This is a genomic window from Paraburkholderia sediminicola (assembly GCF_046026855.1).
In the GTDB taxonomy this organism is placed as follows: Bacteria; Pseudomonadota; Gammaproteobacteria; order Burkholderiales; family Burkholderiaceae; genus Paraburkholderia; species Paraburkholderia sediminicola_A.
The window spans coordinates 79,782-94,983 of sequence record NZ_JAQQET010000038.1; the positions used below are offsets into that span (position 1 = coordinate 79,782).

Genomic DNA, 15,202 nt, shown 5'->3' on the forward strand with positions numbered 1-15,202 from the left:
GCCATGGCGCTTTCAAGAACCCTGAGCGGGCACCGAACCGTCCCCGCGTCGGGCCGTCTGTTCCTCTCTCTGCTCGAACGGATTCAGGTTGGGCATCTGGTGTTGATCACGCCCGACGGTCAGCAGCGCGTGTTCGGCGATCCGCACGCGGCACCGGGTGCACGTCTGGAATTGCGCGACTGGCGTGCGTGCGGCACGATTCTGCGCAAAGGCGATATCGGTTTCGCCGATGCATGGCGTTCGTTCTGGGTCGATACGCCCGATCTGGCCGCATTGCTGCGCGTTGCAATCCGCAATGAGCGCGCGTTGCAACGCACAGTCTATGGCGGCTGGCTCGCGCAACTCTGGTACGGGCTGCGTCATAAACTGAGGCCCAACACGCGGTCGGGCAGCCGCCGCAATATTCACGCGCACTACGACATTGGCAACGCCTTCTACGCGCAGTGGCTCGACTCGACATTCACGTATTCGAGTGCGGTGTTCGAGGGCAATTTCTATCAGTCGCTCGAGGACGCGCAGCATGCGAAGTACCAACGCATTATCGATACGTTGGGTTTGCGCGAAGGCATGCGAATTCTGGAAATCGGCTGCGGGTGGGGCGGCTTTGCGATGCACGCGGCGCGCCAGGGCATACATGTGCACGGCGTAACGATCTCGCCAGCGCAACTCGAATTCGCCCAGAAGCGCGTGAGCGAAGCAGGCTTGAGCGACCGGGTGCACCTCGAATTGCGCGACTACCGTACGCTGAGCGGTCAGTACGACGGCATCGTATCGATCGAAATGTTCGAGGCCGTTGGTGAAAAATTCTGGCCGACCTACTTCCGCATTTTGCGCGAGCGTCTGCAACCCGGCGCCCGCGCGCTCGTGCAAACCATCACGATCGACGACTCGCACTTCGCCGCCTATCGCGCGACCAGTGACTTCATCCGCGAATTCATTTTCCCAGGCGGCATGTTGCCGAGTCCGCAGCGTTTTATCGAAGCGGCACGGCGTGGCAAGCTCGCGGCGCGTATGTCGTTGACGTTCGGACGCGACTATGCCGAGACGCTGCGCCGCTGGCGCAGCGGGTTCGAGGCACAGATCGATACGATTCACACGCAAGGCTTCGATGAGATTTTCGTGCGGACGTGGCGACTGTATCTGGCGTACTGCGAAGCCGGCTTCGACGAAGGACGTACGGATGTGATGCAGTTCGTGCTCGCGGCGACGGACTGATATGCGCGCGCCTGCTTTGCGCAAACAGTTGCTCGGCGTGGCGTAGTAAGGCGTGCAGAGGCACGCGCGCCGACCTTGCATAAACAATTGCCTGGCGGGCAACGGTTGCGCCTGGCCTCAGTTAGCCGGCAAGAGTGGAACAGCGGTCACGACATAAGGCCGGCCACTTGCAGCAGCAGAACGATATTGAGTGCCAGCACGACGACCGTGCCGATCACCGCCGCAATCGTGGTTGAGCGGCGATTCCGGTAGCGGCCCATCAAATCGCCACGTGACGTGAACCACACCAGCGCGATCATCGGCACCGGCAGCGCGATGCTCAGCACCACCTGGCTCAGCACCAGCGCACGCGTCGCATCCGCCCCGCAGGCAACCACGACGAAGGCCGGCACCATCGTAATGAGCCGCCGCGCCCACACCGGGATATGAAAGCCGACAAAGCCCTGCATGATCATCTGCCCGGCCATCGTGCCGACCACCGAACTCGACACGCCGGACGCGATCAATGCCGCAAGAAAGAGACCTGCCGCGGCGGCGCCGAGCAGCGGTGTGAGCGTGCGCCATGCCGTTTCGATGCTGGCGATTTCCGCATGGCCGGCATGAAACGCACTCGCCGCCATGATCACCATCGCCATGTTGATAAGTCCGGCGACGCCGAGCGCAACCACCACCTCGATATTCGAAAACCGTAGCAGCCTGGTGCGTTCGCCTTCATTGCGGGGTTTCACGCGATTCTGCGTGAGGCCCGAATGCAGAAACAGCACATGCGGCATCACGGTTGCGCCGATGATTCCGACGGAAATCGTCAACGCATTGCTATCGGGCATGCTCGGCGTGAACGTGTGCCTGATGACCGACGGCCAATGCACCGGCGCAATCAGCAATTCGGCGAGATACGACAGCCCGATCACGCCGATCAGCGCCGCGATCGCCAGTTCGAGCGGGCGGAAGCCACGCTTCTCGAACTGCAGCAAGCCATAGGTGACGGCGGCGGTGATCAGCATGCTCGGCATCATCGGTAGATGCGTGAGCAATGAAACGCCGATTGCGCCGCCGACGAATTCCGCGAGATCGGTCGCCATTGCCGCGATTTCGCTGATGCCCCACATCGCGAGCACGCAACGGCGTGGCAGTGCCGAGCGGCATAACTCGGCGAGATTGCGGCCGGTCACGAGCCCAAGCTTGGCGGATAAAGACTGAAACAGCATGGCCACGATGTTCGCCACCGCTACCACCCAGAGCAGCGTATAGCCGTAGCCAGCGCCCGCCTGGATATTGGTGGCGAAATTGCCCGGGTCCATATATGCGATCGAGGCCACCACCGCCGGTCCCACGAAGGGCAGTATCGTGCGCAAGCCACGGCGCCGTCCTGCCAGCGTCTCGCGGATGTCGAAACAGGTCTGCTCGGTGAGGGTCTGAGGCACAACGGCCTGACTTATCGCTTCGTTCATGACTGCTCCTGTCCATCTTCAAGCGTTCAAGGCAATGCGGATGAAGCCCGGTCAACGGGTGAGCGCGATCGTCATCGCGGCGACCCGCTGCCGGTGCAACTGGCACTGCACGTGAGGTGCTTCAGGCGCTCATGTTGAGCGAGCCGTTCACGCCGTTCGGGAAGAAGCCGCCCTTGGTCGCCACCGAACTCGTCAGATACACGATGTTGAGCACGTTGCCATAGCCGCGGCTGAAGGCGAGCCCGTTGCTGTCGAGCGGCACGATGTTCGACGAGCCGGCCGTCGCGCCGGTGATGCCCTGGTCGTCGTGGCCGTTGTTGTCGAGGCTGTCGCGCGCGGCGGAGATCGCGTTGGCGGCCGTGTAGATACTCGCCGTGTCGACGCCTTTTGAGAACAGCACCGTGCGTACGAGGCCTGCGTGATACGCCTCCGCCGCGAGAATGCCGGCTGCCGCTTCGAGGAAGGTCTTGTTGGTGATGAGCGGGGAGGCGCCCTTATAGGCCGTCACGCCGACGTCTTCGAAGATGAATGCGCCAAGCAGAAAGTTATTGTCGTTCGCATACGGATTGAAGGCGACGCCCGCGCCGACGAGTCCCGCTGCGCGCGCCGCATTCGAGAACGCACCGTTCGGATTGGTGCCGCCGATGTCGATCGAGGGCATCGCCACCGCTGCGCTGCCCAACGCGGAGCGCAAGAAGTTGACGTGCTCGCGTTCGTCGTTGGCGATCTCGTTCGCGTAGGCCTGCACCACGGGATCCTGGAACGGCACTTGCTGCCCCGGGATCACCATGCCCATCGTGCCCACGCCGGTGGTCATGCTCGCGGCCAGCCCCGAACCCGACGTCGCATACGTATAGAACTGCGATTCGAGGTATTCCAGGTTCAGCGCGAAGTTCAGAATCTCCGCATCGGTCGGTGCGCCGGCTGCCGACACGCTCGAGCCAGAACCGCCACCGCACGCACTGATCAGCGTGCCACCGACCAAACCTAGACCCAGGCCGCCAGCGTTGCGGAAAAACTGTCTGCGTTGCAGGCGTCGTTCAACCCGGCGGTCAAGTACATCGATAAGTTCTGCTGATTTATTGCTGGACTCCGACATGGCGATGCTCCTCAGATGGTTCGCTGCCAATGCCGCGGACTCGCGACGCATACGCGCGGACAACGGCTACTCACGCGATGCACGTACGCAAATCGCGGACGCAAAAGAGGGCCCCGTTCTTCAGAGAAGAACTAAACGATGACGGGAGAAGAAGCGAGTCCTCAACCGACTTTACGGAGCGAATACGCTGCCAGATGCAAACCTCGCAAAAGATTTCTTTGTGCGCTCGCAGCATGGGGCCGACTGACACTGTTTTGCCGGCTCCTGCACATCGCCTGGCGTCAAGGCGGAAAACATCCGGGGAGCAGGCCCGGCCCGGCTAGCGGAGGCTGTCCGGCGATCCTCTGTACAATTGGCCGATCGTCAACATCGACTCACCCCGACCGAATTCATGGCCATTACCTACAAGACTCCCGACGACATCGCCAAGCTGCGCATTTCCGGCCGCCTCGCCGCCGACGTACTGGCGATGATCGGCGAGCACGTCAAGGCCGGTGTCTCCACCGACGAGCTCGACGCACTGTGCAACGACTACATTGTCAATACGCAAAAGTCGATTCCGGCAAATGTCGGCTATCTGGGATTTCCGAAGACGGTCTGCACGTCCGTCAACCAGGTGGTGTGCCACGGCATTCCCAACCGTAGCGAAATCCTGAGAGATGGCGACATCATCAATATCGACGTCGCGATCATCAAAGATGGCTATTTCGGCGACACCAGCCGCATGTATTGCGTCGGCCAGCCGAGCACGGTGGCGCGCCAGCTGATCGACACGACCTATGAGGCGATGCTTGCCGGCATCCGTGAGGTCAAGCCTGGCGCTACGCTTGGCGACGTTGGCTATGCAATCCAGAAGATTGCGCAGCGCGACGGCTTCTCGATCGTGCGCGATTACTGTGGGCACGGCATCGGCCGTGTCTATCACGAAGACCCGCAAGTGTTGCACTACGGTCAGCCGGCGCAGGGCGTGCGTCTGAAACCGGGCATGGTTTTCACGATCGAGCCGATGATCAACGCGGGCCGGGCCGGCACCACGGTGCAGCGTGACGGCTGGACGGTGGTCACCAAAGACCGTTCGTTGTCGGCGCAATGGGAGCACATGATCGCCGTGACCGAAGAGGGCTACGAGCTGCTTACGCCGTGGCCGGACGGCACCGGCGACTACGAAGCGCCTTGAAGGCGGTGGTCTGCGCGCCTCACGAACCGGCTTTTCAAGGCGGTGGGTGCGCGAAATGCTGTGCCATTGGTGCGCAGCTCCTGTAGCTTGGGTCTGCGCCGCAGTCCGATCCGGTAAATAAGGATTTGACTCGCGCGCCGGTTCGGTTAAAGCTACGCCTTAGGGTTTCAAGGGGTTTTCGTCTGCATGAGTCCGTCATTGACCGTTCGCCGTATCGCCGCTGATCAGGGCGCCGTTTTCCGCGAACTCCGTACTGCGTCACTGCGGGAGGCGCCCTATGCCTTCGGCGAAACGCTAGAGGACGCGTTGTCTGCGGATGCCGCCAGTTTCGACGCCACCGCTACCGAACACGCTGTTTCGTTTATCGCCACCAGTTTCATCCTCTACACCGAGGGTCATCCGGCAGGGCTGATCGAAGCCTATTTCGACGATACCGCGGCGCCTCGCGCGTTCGTCTGCGAGTTGTGGGTGGCGCCAGCCGTGCGTCATCTGCGCGGCGGCGAGTTGCTGGTCGACACCGCCAGTGGCTGGCTTGCCGGCGAAGGCGCCACGGAAATCTACGCGTGGGTCGCCGACGCCAACCGCAATGCGATGCGCTTTTACGAGGCGCTCGGCTTCGGTCCGACCGGCGAGCATCGGCGCGTCGCGCGTGCGCCCGAGCAGGCCGAAAGCCTGCTGGTGCGCCATGTGCCGACCACGTCGCAGGTATTTCAGCAGTGATCCCGCGAGCGGCGCGTCAGCATGCCGCTCGAGTCCCATCCGCGTCGCTACAGCGTTCATGGCCGAATAACCGGCCTAAGCGCGGCCTGAATGGCCGAGGCGTGGCCACGCCATGGGTATTCAGGCCGCGGCGGCGTGCTCTCTCGGCAAAAAAGCTCGCTGCTCGTCTGGACGCCTGTAAAATACGCAAAATTTTTTGCCGAACGCTATGTCGCCCAAGAAATCGCCCTTTTTCGAACTCCGCAGCGGCTCTGTCGACACGCTCCTGTTTGTGGTCAAGACAACCGACCTCGACGCGATGCGTGCCGAACTGACCCGGCGCTTCGAGGCGACCCCCGAATTTTTCGCTAACGACGTCGTCGCAATCGACGTGCGTCGTCTCGCCGAGAATGAACGCGTGCCGCTCGCCGAGATCGCGCAACTGCTCGACAGCGTGCGGATGCGCCCGGTCGGCGTGGTGGCCAATGCACAGCAGGCGTGGGCGGCCGAATCCGCGCTGCCCTTGCTCGAAGCGCGCGACCGTCGCGGCGCTGCCGCGAAGTCAGCCGACGAGGAGGGCGCCAATGCCGCTGCTGCAGTACCGGCGGCCACCGCCGCGACGGCCACGCCGCCGGCCGATCTGTTTGAGGCCGCAGCGCTCACCCCGGCCGGCACGCGCCCGGAAAGCGGCACCCCGGCCACGGCCGCTGCGGTCGATCCGGCACCTGCTGCCGAGCCCGTGCGTCTCGCCACGTCGTCGCAGACCATGGTGGTCGACAAGCCGTTGCGCTCGGGCCAGCGCATCTACGCAAAGGGCGATCTGGTCGTGCTTGGTCTGGTGAGCTACGGCGCGGAAGTGATCGCGGAAGGCAACATCCATATTTATGCGCCGCTGCGCGGCCGGGCTTTGGCCGGCGTGCAGGGCAATCACGACGCGCGCATTTTCTGCACGTGTCTCGAACCGGAACTGATCTCGATTGCTGGTATCTATCGTACGACCGAGAACCCGCTGCCGGCCGACGTGCTCGGCAAGCCGGTACAGATCTGGCTCGAAGAAGAAAAGTTGATGATTGAACCGCTGCGGCTCACCTGATCGACGTGGCGCGCGCGCTGTCCTGAACGGTTACGGCACGCGGCGTTCCACGGCAAATATGGCCGCACATAATTGACGAAATTGACGAACACAAGGTAAGGGTAATGGCAAAAATCATTGTGGTGACTTCGGGCAAGGGTGGCGTGGGCAAGACGACCACGAGCGCGAGTTTTGCATCGGCCCTCGCATTGCGTGGCAGCAAAACCGCCGTGATCGACTTCGACGTCGGCCTGCGTAACCTCGACCTCATCATGGGCTGCGAGCGCCGCGTGGTGTACGACCTGATCAACGTGATCCAGGGCGAAGCCAACCTCAACCAGGCGCTGATCAAAGACAAAAAGTGCGAGAACCTGTTCATCCTGCCGGCCTCGCAAACGCGTGACAAAGACGCGCTGACCATGGAAGGTGTCGAGAAGGTCATCAACGACCTGATCGCGATGGACTTCGAATTCATCGTCTGCGATTCGCCGGCCGGTATCGAATCGGGCGCGCTGCTCGCCATGCACTTTGCCGACGAGGCGCTGATCGTGACGAATCCGGAAGTCTCGTCGGTGCGCGACTCGGACCGTATCCTCGGCATCCTGTCGTCGAAGACCAAGCGCGCGATCGAAAGCAAGGAGCCGATCAAGGAACACCTGCTGATCACCCGCTATAACCCGAAGCGCGTGAGCGAAGGCGAGATGCTGTCGCTCACCGACATCCAGGAAATCCTGCGCATCGACCTGATCGGCGTGATCCCGGAATCGGAAGCGGTGCTGCATGCGTCGAACCAGGGGCTGCCGGCTGTGCACCTGGACGGTACGGATGTCGCCGAAGCCTATAAAGATGTCGTGTCGCGTTTCCTCGGCGAGCAGAAGTCGCTTCGCTTTACCGATTACCAGAAGCCAGGGCTGCTGCAGCGCCTCTTCGGCACCAAGTAAGGGGAGCGCACGTCATGTCGATTCTTTCGTTTTTGCTGGGCGAGAAGAAGAAGTCCGCGTCGGTAGCGAAGGAACGCCTGCAGTTGATCATCGCGCATGAGCGCGCCGGCGGCCATGCGCCTGCCGATTACCTGCCTGCGTTGCAACGCGAACTGGTGGCCGTGATTTCAAAATACGTGAAGATCTCCAACGACGATATTCGCGTGAGCCTCGAGCGTCAGGACGACCTCGAAGTGCTCGAGGTCAAGATCGAAATACCGCAGGCTGGTTCCGCATAGCGTGCTGCGCGCTCTACTTCGTTTCGTCGATGTGACGTGACGAGGTGGGGCGCGTAAGTGCTGTCTTCTCGCTGTTTCTTCTGCTGTTCTTTCTGCTGTTCAATTTGACGCGCGGATGCGGGTTCTACGCGCTGTCTGCCCCTTCGTCCTTTTCCTTCTGCTCGAACGCGCTGCTTCGCCGTGTACGGCCTGCACACCTTCGCACGTTGCCGGGCCGCCCGTCGAAATGCATGGCGAAATAATCCGTTGCACTTCAGCGTGTGCCGTTACACGAGCGCAGTCAGCGTTTTTGTCCCCTCGCGCATTAAACGGATAACGCCGTATTCGGTGTCCAACTACAGAGGGAAAACATGAACAAGACATTTCGCTTGCTGATCGCCAACGCTGTTCTGATCGCTGCTGGCACTTCCGCTGTGGCATCCGCTTCGGCCGAGGAAGTCGTTGTGATCGCGCCGTCCGCACCGCCGGCGGTGCGTTACGAAGCCGTGCCGGCGCCGCGCGTCGGCTATGTGTGGGATCACGGTCATTGGCGTTGGGACCACGGCCGCTATGTGTGGGTCACGGGTCACTGGCAGGCCGAGCGTGTCGGCTACCACTGGGTGCCCGGCCACTGGGTCGAACACGGCCCGAACTATCGCTGGGTCCAGGGTCACTGGGCGTAAGTCGACAGGCTTCAGCAGTGTGCGGCACGGCGTGGTTGATCCCGCTCGTGCCGCTCCCCATCAGTTTGACGACACGGGCGTCGCCCACGTGCTTGGCGTCGCGCTTGCCTGTGTTTCACAGGAACACATGATGAAAAAGAATCTGCTTCTGATCGCCGTACTGGCGGTCATGCTGGCCGGCTGCGTAGTTGTGCCGGCGCGGCCGCTTTATCTGCGCGCGCCGGGGGTTGTTGTCTACTGACGCGGGGCGCCGTCTTCAGCGGGAGCATCGCCGTCGATCTCGTCGACCACCACTGCTTCGGGCGCTTCGACTTCGGGGACCTCCGGCACCGGTGCGGGGGCCGGATGCGGTAGCGGCGCCATATAGCGCTCCGCCAGCGACTCATACAACGGCGGCGCGAAGAACCGCGCCACGCGGCTCGCAATCAACGCGGTGGCCATCAGCGAAATCACCAGTGCATGACCATCGATCATCTCCATCACGATCACGAATGACGTAATCGGCGACTGCGTGACGGCGGCCAGATAGCCCACCATCGCAAGGGCGATCAGCATCGGCAATTGCATTGAGCCGAACACCATATGCAGCAGATTGCCGAAGCCTGCGCCGATCGACAGCGACGGCGCGAAGATGCCTCCCGGAATGCCCGGCAGATACGAGCCGACCATCGAGATCATCTTCAGAAACGGATAGAACACGGACAGGTGCTCGTGCCCGTCGAGCAGTCCGCGCGCTTCGGCATAGCCGCTGCCGAAGGTCGTGCCACCGGAGATGAGGCCGACCACCGCGATCACGAAACCGCACAGTGCGGCGAACACGACCGGCCGCTCGCCGTGCAACTGACGCAGCGGCGCTGGAATCCAGCGCGCGGTGTTCAGCAGCAGCCAGCCGAATACGCCGCCCGCAATACCGGTAACGATCGCCGTGAGCAGAACGGCCACCGCCAGCAGGTCGGGGAAGTGCGCGCCGATCTGGATGGTGCCGAAATAGGTGTAGTTGCCGTTCAGCCCGAGCGCGATCACGCCGGCGATGATGATCGCCGTAATGAGCACGCCGCTCGCGCGGGCCTCGAAGCTGCGCGTGAGTTCCTCGATAGCGAACACGATCCCCGCCAGCGGTGTATTGAACGCCGCGGACAAGCCCGCTGCCGCGCCCGCGAGCACCAGTTGCCGTTCGATCTGCGCGTTCGAGCGTGGATACAGCCGCCGCAGATTGAACATCAGCGCCGCGCCGACCTGCACGGTCGGCCCTTCGCGGCCGATCGTGAAGCCGCCGAGAATCGCCAGAAACGACACGGCGATCTTGCCGAACAGAATCCGGAACGACAGCAGCCGTGCGCCGAATTCGCCGGGCTTGGAATGCAGGGTGGCGATGACTTGCGGAATGCCGCTGCCTTCGGCGCCACGGAAGAATTTGCGCGTAAGCCAGACGGCGAGCGCCGCGACCGCGGGCGTGACGATCAAGGGCGCCCACACGTGCTGTTGCTGCATTGCGCGGAATTCGCCGTAGCCCCAGTCGATCAGCCTTGCATAGAGTACCGCTACCAGGCCGACTGCGATCGCGCCGAGCCAGAAGACGCCATATTGCCGCCACAGGCGTCTGGCGCGCCGCACGATGCTGGAAGAGAGGGGAAGAAATGCCCGGGACATGACGATGTGCTGGCGCAAAGGGTGAATTATAAAGCGTGCCGCATTGTCATAACTGTATGAAAGTATTTTGAAATATAGTAAAAAGCTTGTTTGTAAGGTGGTCAATGTAACGCGTTGTATTAATGACGCGCGTGGCCTACTGCGGCGTTTGGCGATGATTATTCTAATCGTCGGCTAAAATAGTTTGATGTTCGAACAACTAACAGGTCCTCAATGAAGCGAGTCCTTATCGTCAAGGTCACTTCACTCGGCGATATCGTGGAGGCGTTGCCCGTCGTCGCCGATATCAAACGCGCGTTTCCCGGCGTCGAAGTGGACTGGGCCGCAGACGAGGCATTCGCCGAAGTGGTGCATTGGAGCGAGAGCGTGGACCGCGTGCTTTGTGCGCCGCTGCGCCGCTTCAAGAAAGCGCGCCGCTGGGGCGATTTCAGGGCAATCGCGGCGTCGATCGCCGAATTACGCGCCTACCGCTACGATTTCATCATCGACATCCACGGCGTGTACAAGAGCGCGATCATCGCCTTTCTGGCACGCTCGTCGAAGCGTATTGGCTACCAGTCCCAGGATCTGGGAGAACGGGGCGCCGCATTTGCCTATACCGGGCGCTTCGGCCCGCGTCCGCAGTGCAGTGCATGGCACGGCATGCGTATCAGTGCGGGCGAGGCGCTGGGATATGAGGTCGAAGGCCCGGCCATCTACAATCTGCGCCTGCCTGAACCGGCCGTTGCACCGTTCGCGGCTAACAGCGCGCCGGTCGCAGCACTGTTTCACGCCACCTCCAAAGACGACAAGAAGTGGCCGCTGCCCCATTGGGTGACGGTCGGTCGCGAGTTGGCGCAGCGCGGTTTTCAAGTGGTGTTGCCGTGGGGCTCGGAAGGCGAGCGAGCCGAGGCGGAGCAAATCGCGTCGGAGGTGCCGGGTTCGACCGTCCTGCCGAAGCTGAGCGTGACCGAAATCGCGCAGATGATCGACGCGTGCGCACTGGTGGTCGGCACCGACACGGGTTTCGTGCATCTGGCGCATGCATTGCAGAAGCGCACGGTGATGATCTTTGTGGCCACCTCGCCGTCGCATTGCGGCATTGAAGCGCCGTTCCGCTCGATTTCGATCGGCGACGGCCATTCGGTGCCGTCGATCGCTGAAGCACTGGAAGCGATCGATTACGTGCACAGCGAGCCACGCGCCGTCGTCATGCAGCATGGATCGGCCACAGCCTGAGCGCAGCTTCCTCGCGCTTTCGCGCAATCGTTTGGCTAAAAGAAAAGAGGCGCGACGCACAGTCGCCCAATCAAACGAGCGCTGCCACGGAACGCCTCGAAAAACGCCCGCGTCGGGGAACTACGGGCGAAGAGGAATCGTTGCAATGAACAAACTGACTCATGAACGGATTGATGCACTGAGCGGCCACATCGAGTGGCCGGCTCGGTTCTAAAGAGACCGTCCGCGGGCGGTCGAGTTCAATAGTGCATTCATCGAGGCATGCCGTGCGAATGCCGGCAGATTCGTGTGCCGCTCACCCGCGTCCCGCCGCCACTCTTTATGGCCACTCTCAGCGTTCGGATAAACATCGCGCATTACACGCCTGTTAAATCTGTCGCTTTTCGTTGAGTGCCTAATTGGCTACACGCGTTTTCTTTTGCGTGGCCTTTGACTTATCCATGGCGCATGGAAGCGCCTACCCCATACCTGTTATCCGCGCCTTGATCCGCGCGCCCGCCCTGGGCAGGGCTTGGAGGGAACCCGCATGCTTAAAGCAGTATAGGTGGTGTTTTCGTCTGACGTGAATCTGTCGTTGCCATGCTTGGGGCGCGGCCGCCTTTTGAGGTAGGGACGTGTAACACCTCAGTGATGTTCCCTTACAAATGGCAACGTTCGCACGCGGCAGGGTCGTGTTCAATCGAGTCATTCGGGGTTTCGGCTCGAATGAATCTGACTCGAAGGAGAACAATATGAAACGCTTGATTCTGACCCTGATCGCAGGCACGTTGCTCGCAACGGCGCTCGGAGGCTGCATCGTTGCACCGGCGCCTGGCTATTACTACGGGGGCGGCGGTTACTACCATCACGGCGGCTACTACTACCGGTAATGGTTTGCGGCACGCACTTGGCCCAGGCATGGCGCCGGGCCTTTTCTGACGGCTGCCGCTTCTTCGTTTGCCAGCAGAGGCACGCGGCAGCCGCGCAACCGCTTCAGATGACGTCAGGCCGCTTTCCGTCGCTGCGTCGCCCGACCGGGGCGCCGCAGCGTTCCGGCCGACGGCTCAGGCGAGCAGCATTTCGAAGGCGATCACCGCGGCGATAGCAGCCGCGTTCGCGGCCAGCGCTTCCACGACGATGCCTTTCCACGTTGCGGGACGAAAGCGCAATGCCAGCAGCAGCGAACACAGCAACGCCAACGCGATGATCATCACGATGTCCGCGTTGTGAAGATGAATGTTCATCAGAGCCTCCCTGCTTGCCATAGGGTTATTTAATTCGAGTATAGGCAAGTCAAAAAGACGCGCAAGGCAGGGAATTTACCAGCGCGCCTTTCGCTCCTTCACATCAAACGTGTGTCGCGCGTTTCACGCATGCACAGCACACCGATCATGCTGACGGCCGCCGCAATCGACACATAAGCGCCCACCCACGGCAGTCCGCCGTGCGCGGCCAGCACCTGCGCGATATACGGCGCGACCGAGGCACCGAGAATCCCGCCGAGGTTGTACGACACGCCTGCACCGGTATAGCGCACATTAGTCGGAAACAGTTCCGGCAGCAGCGCGCCCATCGGGGCGAAAGTCACGCCCATCAGGAACAGTTCGATCACGAGGAACAGCAGTACCAGCGGCGTCTGTCCGCTGCCGAGCAACGGCGCCATTGTGAAACCCGACAGGATCGCCGCGATGATGCCGACGATCAGCACCGGTTTGCGGCCATAACGGTCGCTCGCCCAGGCCGACAGCGGCGTGGCGAGCGCCATGAACACAACCGCGATGCACAGCATGCCGAGGAAAGTCGGCCGGGGAATATGCAGGACCGACACACCGTACGACAGCGAAAACGTCGTGGCGTTGTAGAACAGCGTGTAGCAGACCACCATCGCCAGCGCGCCGAGGAGGGTCGGCAGCCAGTGCTGCGAGAACAGCGTGGCGATCGGCACCTTCACGCGTTCCTCGCGTTCGATGGCCGCCTTGAACGCCGGCGTCTCGGCGATTTTCAGGCGCACGTACAAGCCGAGCGCGACCAGCACCGCGCTGACGAGGAACGGCACGCGCCAGCCCCAGCTGCGAAATTGTTCGTCGCTCAACGACAACGCCAAAGCGAAGAACAGACCGTTGGACGCCAGAAAGCCGATCGACGGCCCCAGTTGCGGGAACATCCCGAACCAGCCGCGTTTGCCGGCCGGCGCGTTCTCCGTGGCGAGCAGTGCCGCGCCGCCCCATTCGCCGCCTAGGCCGATGCCCTGGCCGAAACGCAGGACGCACAGCAGGATCGGCGCAAGGCTGCCGATCGAGTCATAGCCCGGCACGAAGCCGATCAGCGTGGTCGACACCCCCATCACCAGCAGCGAAGCCACCAGCGTCGATTTACGCCCGATCCGGTCGCCAAAATGACCAAAGATGAACGAGCCGATCGGCCGCGCGACGAACGCGATGCCGAACGTGACGAAAGCCGACAAAGCCTGGGCGGTCGCCGAGCCATGCGGGAAAAACACCGGTCCGATGACGAGCGCCGCGGCGGTCGCATAGACGTAGAAATCGTAGAACTCGATCGCGGTGCCGATGAAGCTCGCGAAGATAATTCGCGCGCTGCTGTTCTGCCCAGCCGCATTGGGTTGGGCCGCGGAAATCGGCGAAGTGGACATGCAGGGTCTCCCTATGTCGTGATGCCGTTGGACGCCGGACTTTTTTTATGCGGGCGGCGCGTGGTCAAGCGGCATCTTTGTTTAAGTTCGAGCGCTTCGGCGCGTCTCGCTGGCGGTTGAAGCCATGCTCGGCGCGGGCGGCGTAAGCCGTGCCGGAGGGATCCGGCTTTGAGGAATCGGAAAATTATAACGAGCGCGGGCGCGGCGCAGCAAGGCGGATAAGACTGGCTTCGCGTCCTGTCGATTTGAAGCTGTGTTGGCACCGCGTTCAGTCGATGGTCTGGGCTTGCGGCGAGGCGAACTCGCGCAACTGGAATTTGCCGTTGTCGTTGAACAGCCAGTCTTCGAACAGTTCGAGCTGGCCACGGCCGTTCAGCAATTTACCGGGCGGCTGCGGCAGCGGCGAGGCGCGTCGCAAGGTGGCGAGCGCGGTGCTTTCGGCTTCGTCGTCGCCGTTGGTGCGATACACCGACGACTGCAGCACCTCGCCATTGCGATTCACCGTGAACGACACCACGACCAGCGAGCGCAGCATCGCTTGTGGCGTGCCGTGTAACACATAGGAAGGGCTGCGTTCGATGATGCGTTTGGCGACCTCGCTGCGGTACTGATCGAGCGCGGCACTGTTGAGAGCCGCAGCCGGCGCGATAATGAGCGGGCGTTGAGGCGGCGTGATCGTGCAGCCTGCCATGGCTGCGAGCGCCAAAACCGAAACCACCGTCAACGCCGAAGTCACGCCACGTGCGTGCAATAGGGGTGTGCCAACGCGGGGAGCGAAGCGTCCGGTCAAGCGGCGAAGGTGACGCGTGCGGGTGAGCATCGTCGTGGAAAGCACTCAGACAGAATCTAACTTGATGGTAGTCAAAAAGCGCCAGGATGCAATTGTCGTTCACCCGCGCCGTGCGGTTCGCACGCTTGTAATAGGCTGAAATATGATTGGATTGGTCCGCGGCCAAAACGAGCCTACACTTCGATGGCCTCTTTCGAGAGGCATCGGTGGAAGTCTTTCATTTAGCCCGCTTCGTGCGGGCTTTCTTTTTTTGCGCGACCTTTCGCGCAATCAATCAATCCGGGCTCGAAAACGAAAAAGGCGAACCCGTTGATGAGTTCG

At 61.9% G+C, this 15,202-nt stretch carries 16 protein-coding genes; 10 read left to right on the plus strand and 6 right to left on the minus strand.

Going from position 1 to position 15,202, the window contains the following annotated elements; all coding sequences use genetic code 11:
- Nucleotides 1-3: 3 nt before the first annotated feature.
- Nucleotides 4-1,215, plus strand: coding sequence for a class I SAM-dependent methyltransferase (locus tag PQR40_RS32255; RefSeq protein ID WP_408238385.1), 1,212 nt, complete (start codon nucleotides 4-6; stop codon nucleotides 1,213-1,215).
- Nucleotides 1,216-1,361: 146 nt separating this feature from the next.
- On the opposite strand, the gene PQR40_RS32260 is transcribed toward PQR40_RS32255, so the two are convergent.
- Nucleotides 1,362-2,666, minus strand: a complete 1,305-nt coding sequence (locus PQR40_RS32260) for an Nramp family divalent metal transporter (protein ID WP_408510651.1) — start codon at nucleotides 2,664-2,666, stop codon at nucleotides 1,362-1,364.
- A 121-nt stretch (nucleotides 2,667-2,787) separates the two neighbouring features.
- A complete protein-coding gene (locus tag PQR40_RS32265; protein WP_408238391.1) occupies nucleotides 2,788-3,765 on the minus strand; it encodes a ferritin-like domain-containing protein in 978 nt (325 codons plus the stop codon).
- Nucleotides 3,766-4,156: 391 nt separating this feature from the next.
- On the opposite strand from PQR40_RS32265, the gene map reads away from it, so the two are divergent.
- The 7 genes from map (at nucleotide 4,157) to PQR40_RS32300 (ending at nucleotide 8,835) form a co-directional block, all read left to right on the plus strand.
- Entirely contained in the window at nucleotides 4,157-4,942 is a 786-nt protein-coding gene (gene map / locus PQR40_RS32270) for a type I methionyl aminopeptidase (protein ID WP_408238394.1), read from the plus strand.
- 186 nt (nucleotides 4,943-5,128) lie between these two features.
- Nucleotides 5,129-5,662 (plus strand): GNAT family N-acetyltransferase, encoded by a 534-nt coding sequence (locus tag PQR40_RS32275; protein ID WP_408238397.1) that lies wholly within the window; start codon nucleotides 5,129-5,131, stop codon nucleotides 5,660-5,662.
- A 208-nt stretch (nucleotides 5,663-5,870) separates the two neighbouring features.
- Nucleotides 5,871-6,734: a septum site-determining protein MinC gene (gene minC, locus PQR40_RS32280; protein ID WP_408332898.1), complete on the plus strand. Its 864-nt coding sequence runs from the start codon at nucleotides 5,871-5,873 to the stop codon at nucleotides 6,732-6,734.
- Nucleotides 6,735-6,838: 104 nt separating this feature from the next.
- Complete coding sequence (gene minD, locus PQR40_RS32285) at nucleotides 6,839-7,654, plus strand: septum site-determining protein MinD (RefSeq protein ID WP_063495093.1); 816 nt, start codon at nucleotides 6,839-6,841, stop codon at nucleotides 7,652-7,654.
- 14 nt (nucleotides 7,655-7,668) lie between these two features.
- Nucleotides 7,669-7,932 carry a cell division topological specificity factor MinE gene (gene minE / locus PQR40_RS32290; RefSeq protein ID WP_028196771.1) on the plus strand — a complete coding sequence of 88 codons (264 nt, stop codon included), beginning with the start codon at nucleotides 7,669-7,671 and terminating at the stop codon, nucleotides 7,930-7,932.
- A 350-nt stretch (nucleotides 7,933-8,282) separates the two neighbouring features.
- Nucleotides 8,283-8,594, plus strand: coding sequence for a YXWGXW repeat-containing protein (locus tag PQR40_RS32295; protein WP_408510652.1), 312 nt, complete (start codon nucleotides 8,283-8,285; stop codon nucleotides 8,592-8,594).
- 31 nt (nucleotides 8,595-8,625) lie between these two features.
- Nucleotides 8,626-8,835: a hypothetical protein gene (locus tag PQR40_RS32300; protein WP_408510654.1), complete on the plus strand. Its 210-nt coding sequence runs from the start codon at nucleotides 8,626-8,628 to the stop codon at nucleotides 8,833-8,835.
- Here PQR40_RS32300 and PQR40_RS32305 read toward each other — a convergent pair.
- Nucleotides 8,829-10,244 (minus strand): chloride channel protein, encoded by a 1,416-nt coding sequence (locus PQR40_RS32305; protein WP_408332895.1) that lies wholly within the window; start codon nucleotides 10,242-10,244, stop codon nucleotides 8,829-8,831. The two genes, PQR40_RS32300 and PQR40_RS32305, sit on opposite strands and share 7 nt — an antisense overlap.
- Before the next feature lie 213 nt (nucleotides 10,245-10,457).
- Here PQR40_RS32305 and waaC point away from each other — a divergent pair, with 213 nt between their 5' ends.
- Nucleotides 10,458-11,462 carry a lipopolysaccharide heptosyltransferase I gene (waaC, locus tag PQR40_RS32310; protein WP_408332892.1) on the plus strand — a complete coding sequence of 335 codons (1,005 nt, stop codon included), beginning with the start codon at nucleotides 10,458-10,460 and terminating at the stop codon, nucleotides 11,460-11,462.
- Between the two features lie 731 nt (nucleotides 11,463-12,193).
- Nucleotides 12,194-12,331 carry a hypothetical protein gene (locus tag PQR40_RS32315; protein ID WP_167363299.1) on the plus strand — a complete coding sequence of 46 codons (138 nt, stop codon included), beginning with the start codon at nucleotides 12,194-12,196 and terminating at the stop codon, nucleotides 12,329-12,331.
- Nucleotides 12,332-12,505: 174 nt separating this feature from the next.
- On the opposite strand, the gene PQR40_RS32320 is transcribed toward PQR40_RS32315, so the two are convergent.
- The 3 genes from PQR40_RS32320 to PQR40_RS32330 all read right to left on the minus strand — a co-directional run bounded on the left by PQR40_RS32320 (nucleotide 12,506) and on the right by PQR40_RS32330 (nucleotide 14,782).
- Nucleotides 12,506-12,685 carry a hypothetical protein gene (locus PQR40_RS32320; RefSeq protein ID WP_408219227.1) on the minus strand — a complete coding sequence of 60 codons (180 nt, stop codon included), beginning with the start codon at nucleotides 12,683-12,685 and terminating at the stop codon, nucleotides 12,506-12,508.
- A gap of 98 nt (nucleotides 12,686-12,783) precedes the next feature.
- Entirely contained in the window at nucleotides 12,784-14,091 is a 1,308-nt protein-coding gene (locus PQR40_RS32325; RefSeq protein ID WP_408332888.1) for an MFS transporter, read from the minus strand.
- 268 nt (nucleotides 14,092-14,359) lie between these two features.
- Nucleotides 14,360-14,782, minus strand: a complete 423-nt coding sequence (locus PQR40_RS32330) for an energy transducer TonB family protein (protein ID WP_408510653.1) — start codon at nucleotides 14,780-14,782, stop codon at nucleotides 14,360-14,362.
- Nucleotides 14,783-15,202 lie beyond the last annotated feature (420 nt).

Excerpts from the sequence above, each read along its gene's own strand:
- PQR40_RS32255 (WP_408238385.1), top strand. The coding sequence starts at position 4 with ATGGCGCTTTCAAGAACCCTGAGCGGGCACCGAACCGTCCCCGCGTCG.
- PQR40_RS32260 (WP_408510651.1), bottom strand. The coding sequence starts at position 2,666 with ATGAACGAAGCGATAAGTCAGGCCGTTGTGCCTCAGACCCTCACCGAG.
- PQR40_RS32265 (WP_408238391.1), bottom strand. The coding sequence starts at position 3,765 with ATGTCGGAGTCCAGCAATAAATCAGCAGAACTTATCGATGTACTTGAC.
- map (WP_408238394.1), top strand. The coding sequence starts at position 4,157 with ATGGCCATTACCTACAAGACTCCCGACGACATCGCCAAGCTGCGCATT.
- PQR40_RS32275 (WP_408238397.1), top strand. The coding sequence starts at position 5,129 with ATGAGTCCGTCATTGACCGTTCGCCGTATCGCCGCTGATCAGGGCGCC.
- minC (WP_408332898.1), top strand. The coding sequence starts at position 5,871 with ATGTCGCCCAAGAAATCGCCCTTTTTCGAACTCCGCAGCGGCTCTGTC.
- minD (WP_063495093.1), top strand. The coding sequence starts at position 6,839 with ATGGCAAAAATCATTGTGGTGACTTCGGGCAAGGGTGGCGTGGGCAAG.
- minE (WP_028196771.1), top strand. The coding sequence starts at position 7,669 with ATGTCGATTCTTTCGTTTTTGCTGGGCGAGAAGAAGAAGTCCGCGTCG.
- PQR40_RS32295 (WP_408510652.1), top strand. The coding sequence starts at position 8,283 with ATGAACAAGACATTTCGCTTGCTGATCGCCAACGCTGTTCTGATCGCT.
- PQR40_RS32305 (WP_408332895.1), bottom strand. The coding sequence starts at position 10,244 with ATGTCCCGGGCATTTCTTCCCCTCTCTTCCAGCATCGTGCGGCGCGCC.
- waaC (WP_408332892.1), top strand. The coding sequence starts at position 10,458 with ATGAAGCGAGTCCTTATCGTCAAGGTCACTTCACTCGGCGATATCGTG.
- PQR40_RS32315 (WP_167363299.1), top strand. The coding sequence starts at position 12,194 with ATGAAACGCTTGATTCTGACCCTGATCGCAGGCACGTTGCTCGCAACG.
- PQR40_RS32320 (WP_408219227.1), bottom strand. The coding sequence starts at position 12,685 with ATGAACATTCATCTTCACAACGCGGACATCGTGATGATCATCGCGTTG.
- PQR40_RS32325 (WP_408332888.1), bottom strand. The coding sequence starts at position 14,091 with ATGTCCACTTCGCCGATTTCCGCGGCCCAACCCAATGCGGCTGGGCAG.
- PQR40_RS32330 (WP_408510653.1), bottom strand. The coding sequence starts at position 14,782 with ATGGCAGGCTGCACGATCACGCCGCCTCAACGCCCGCTCATTATCGCG.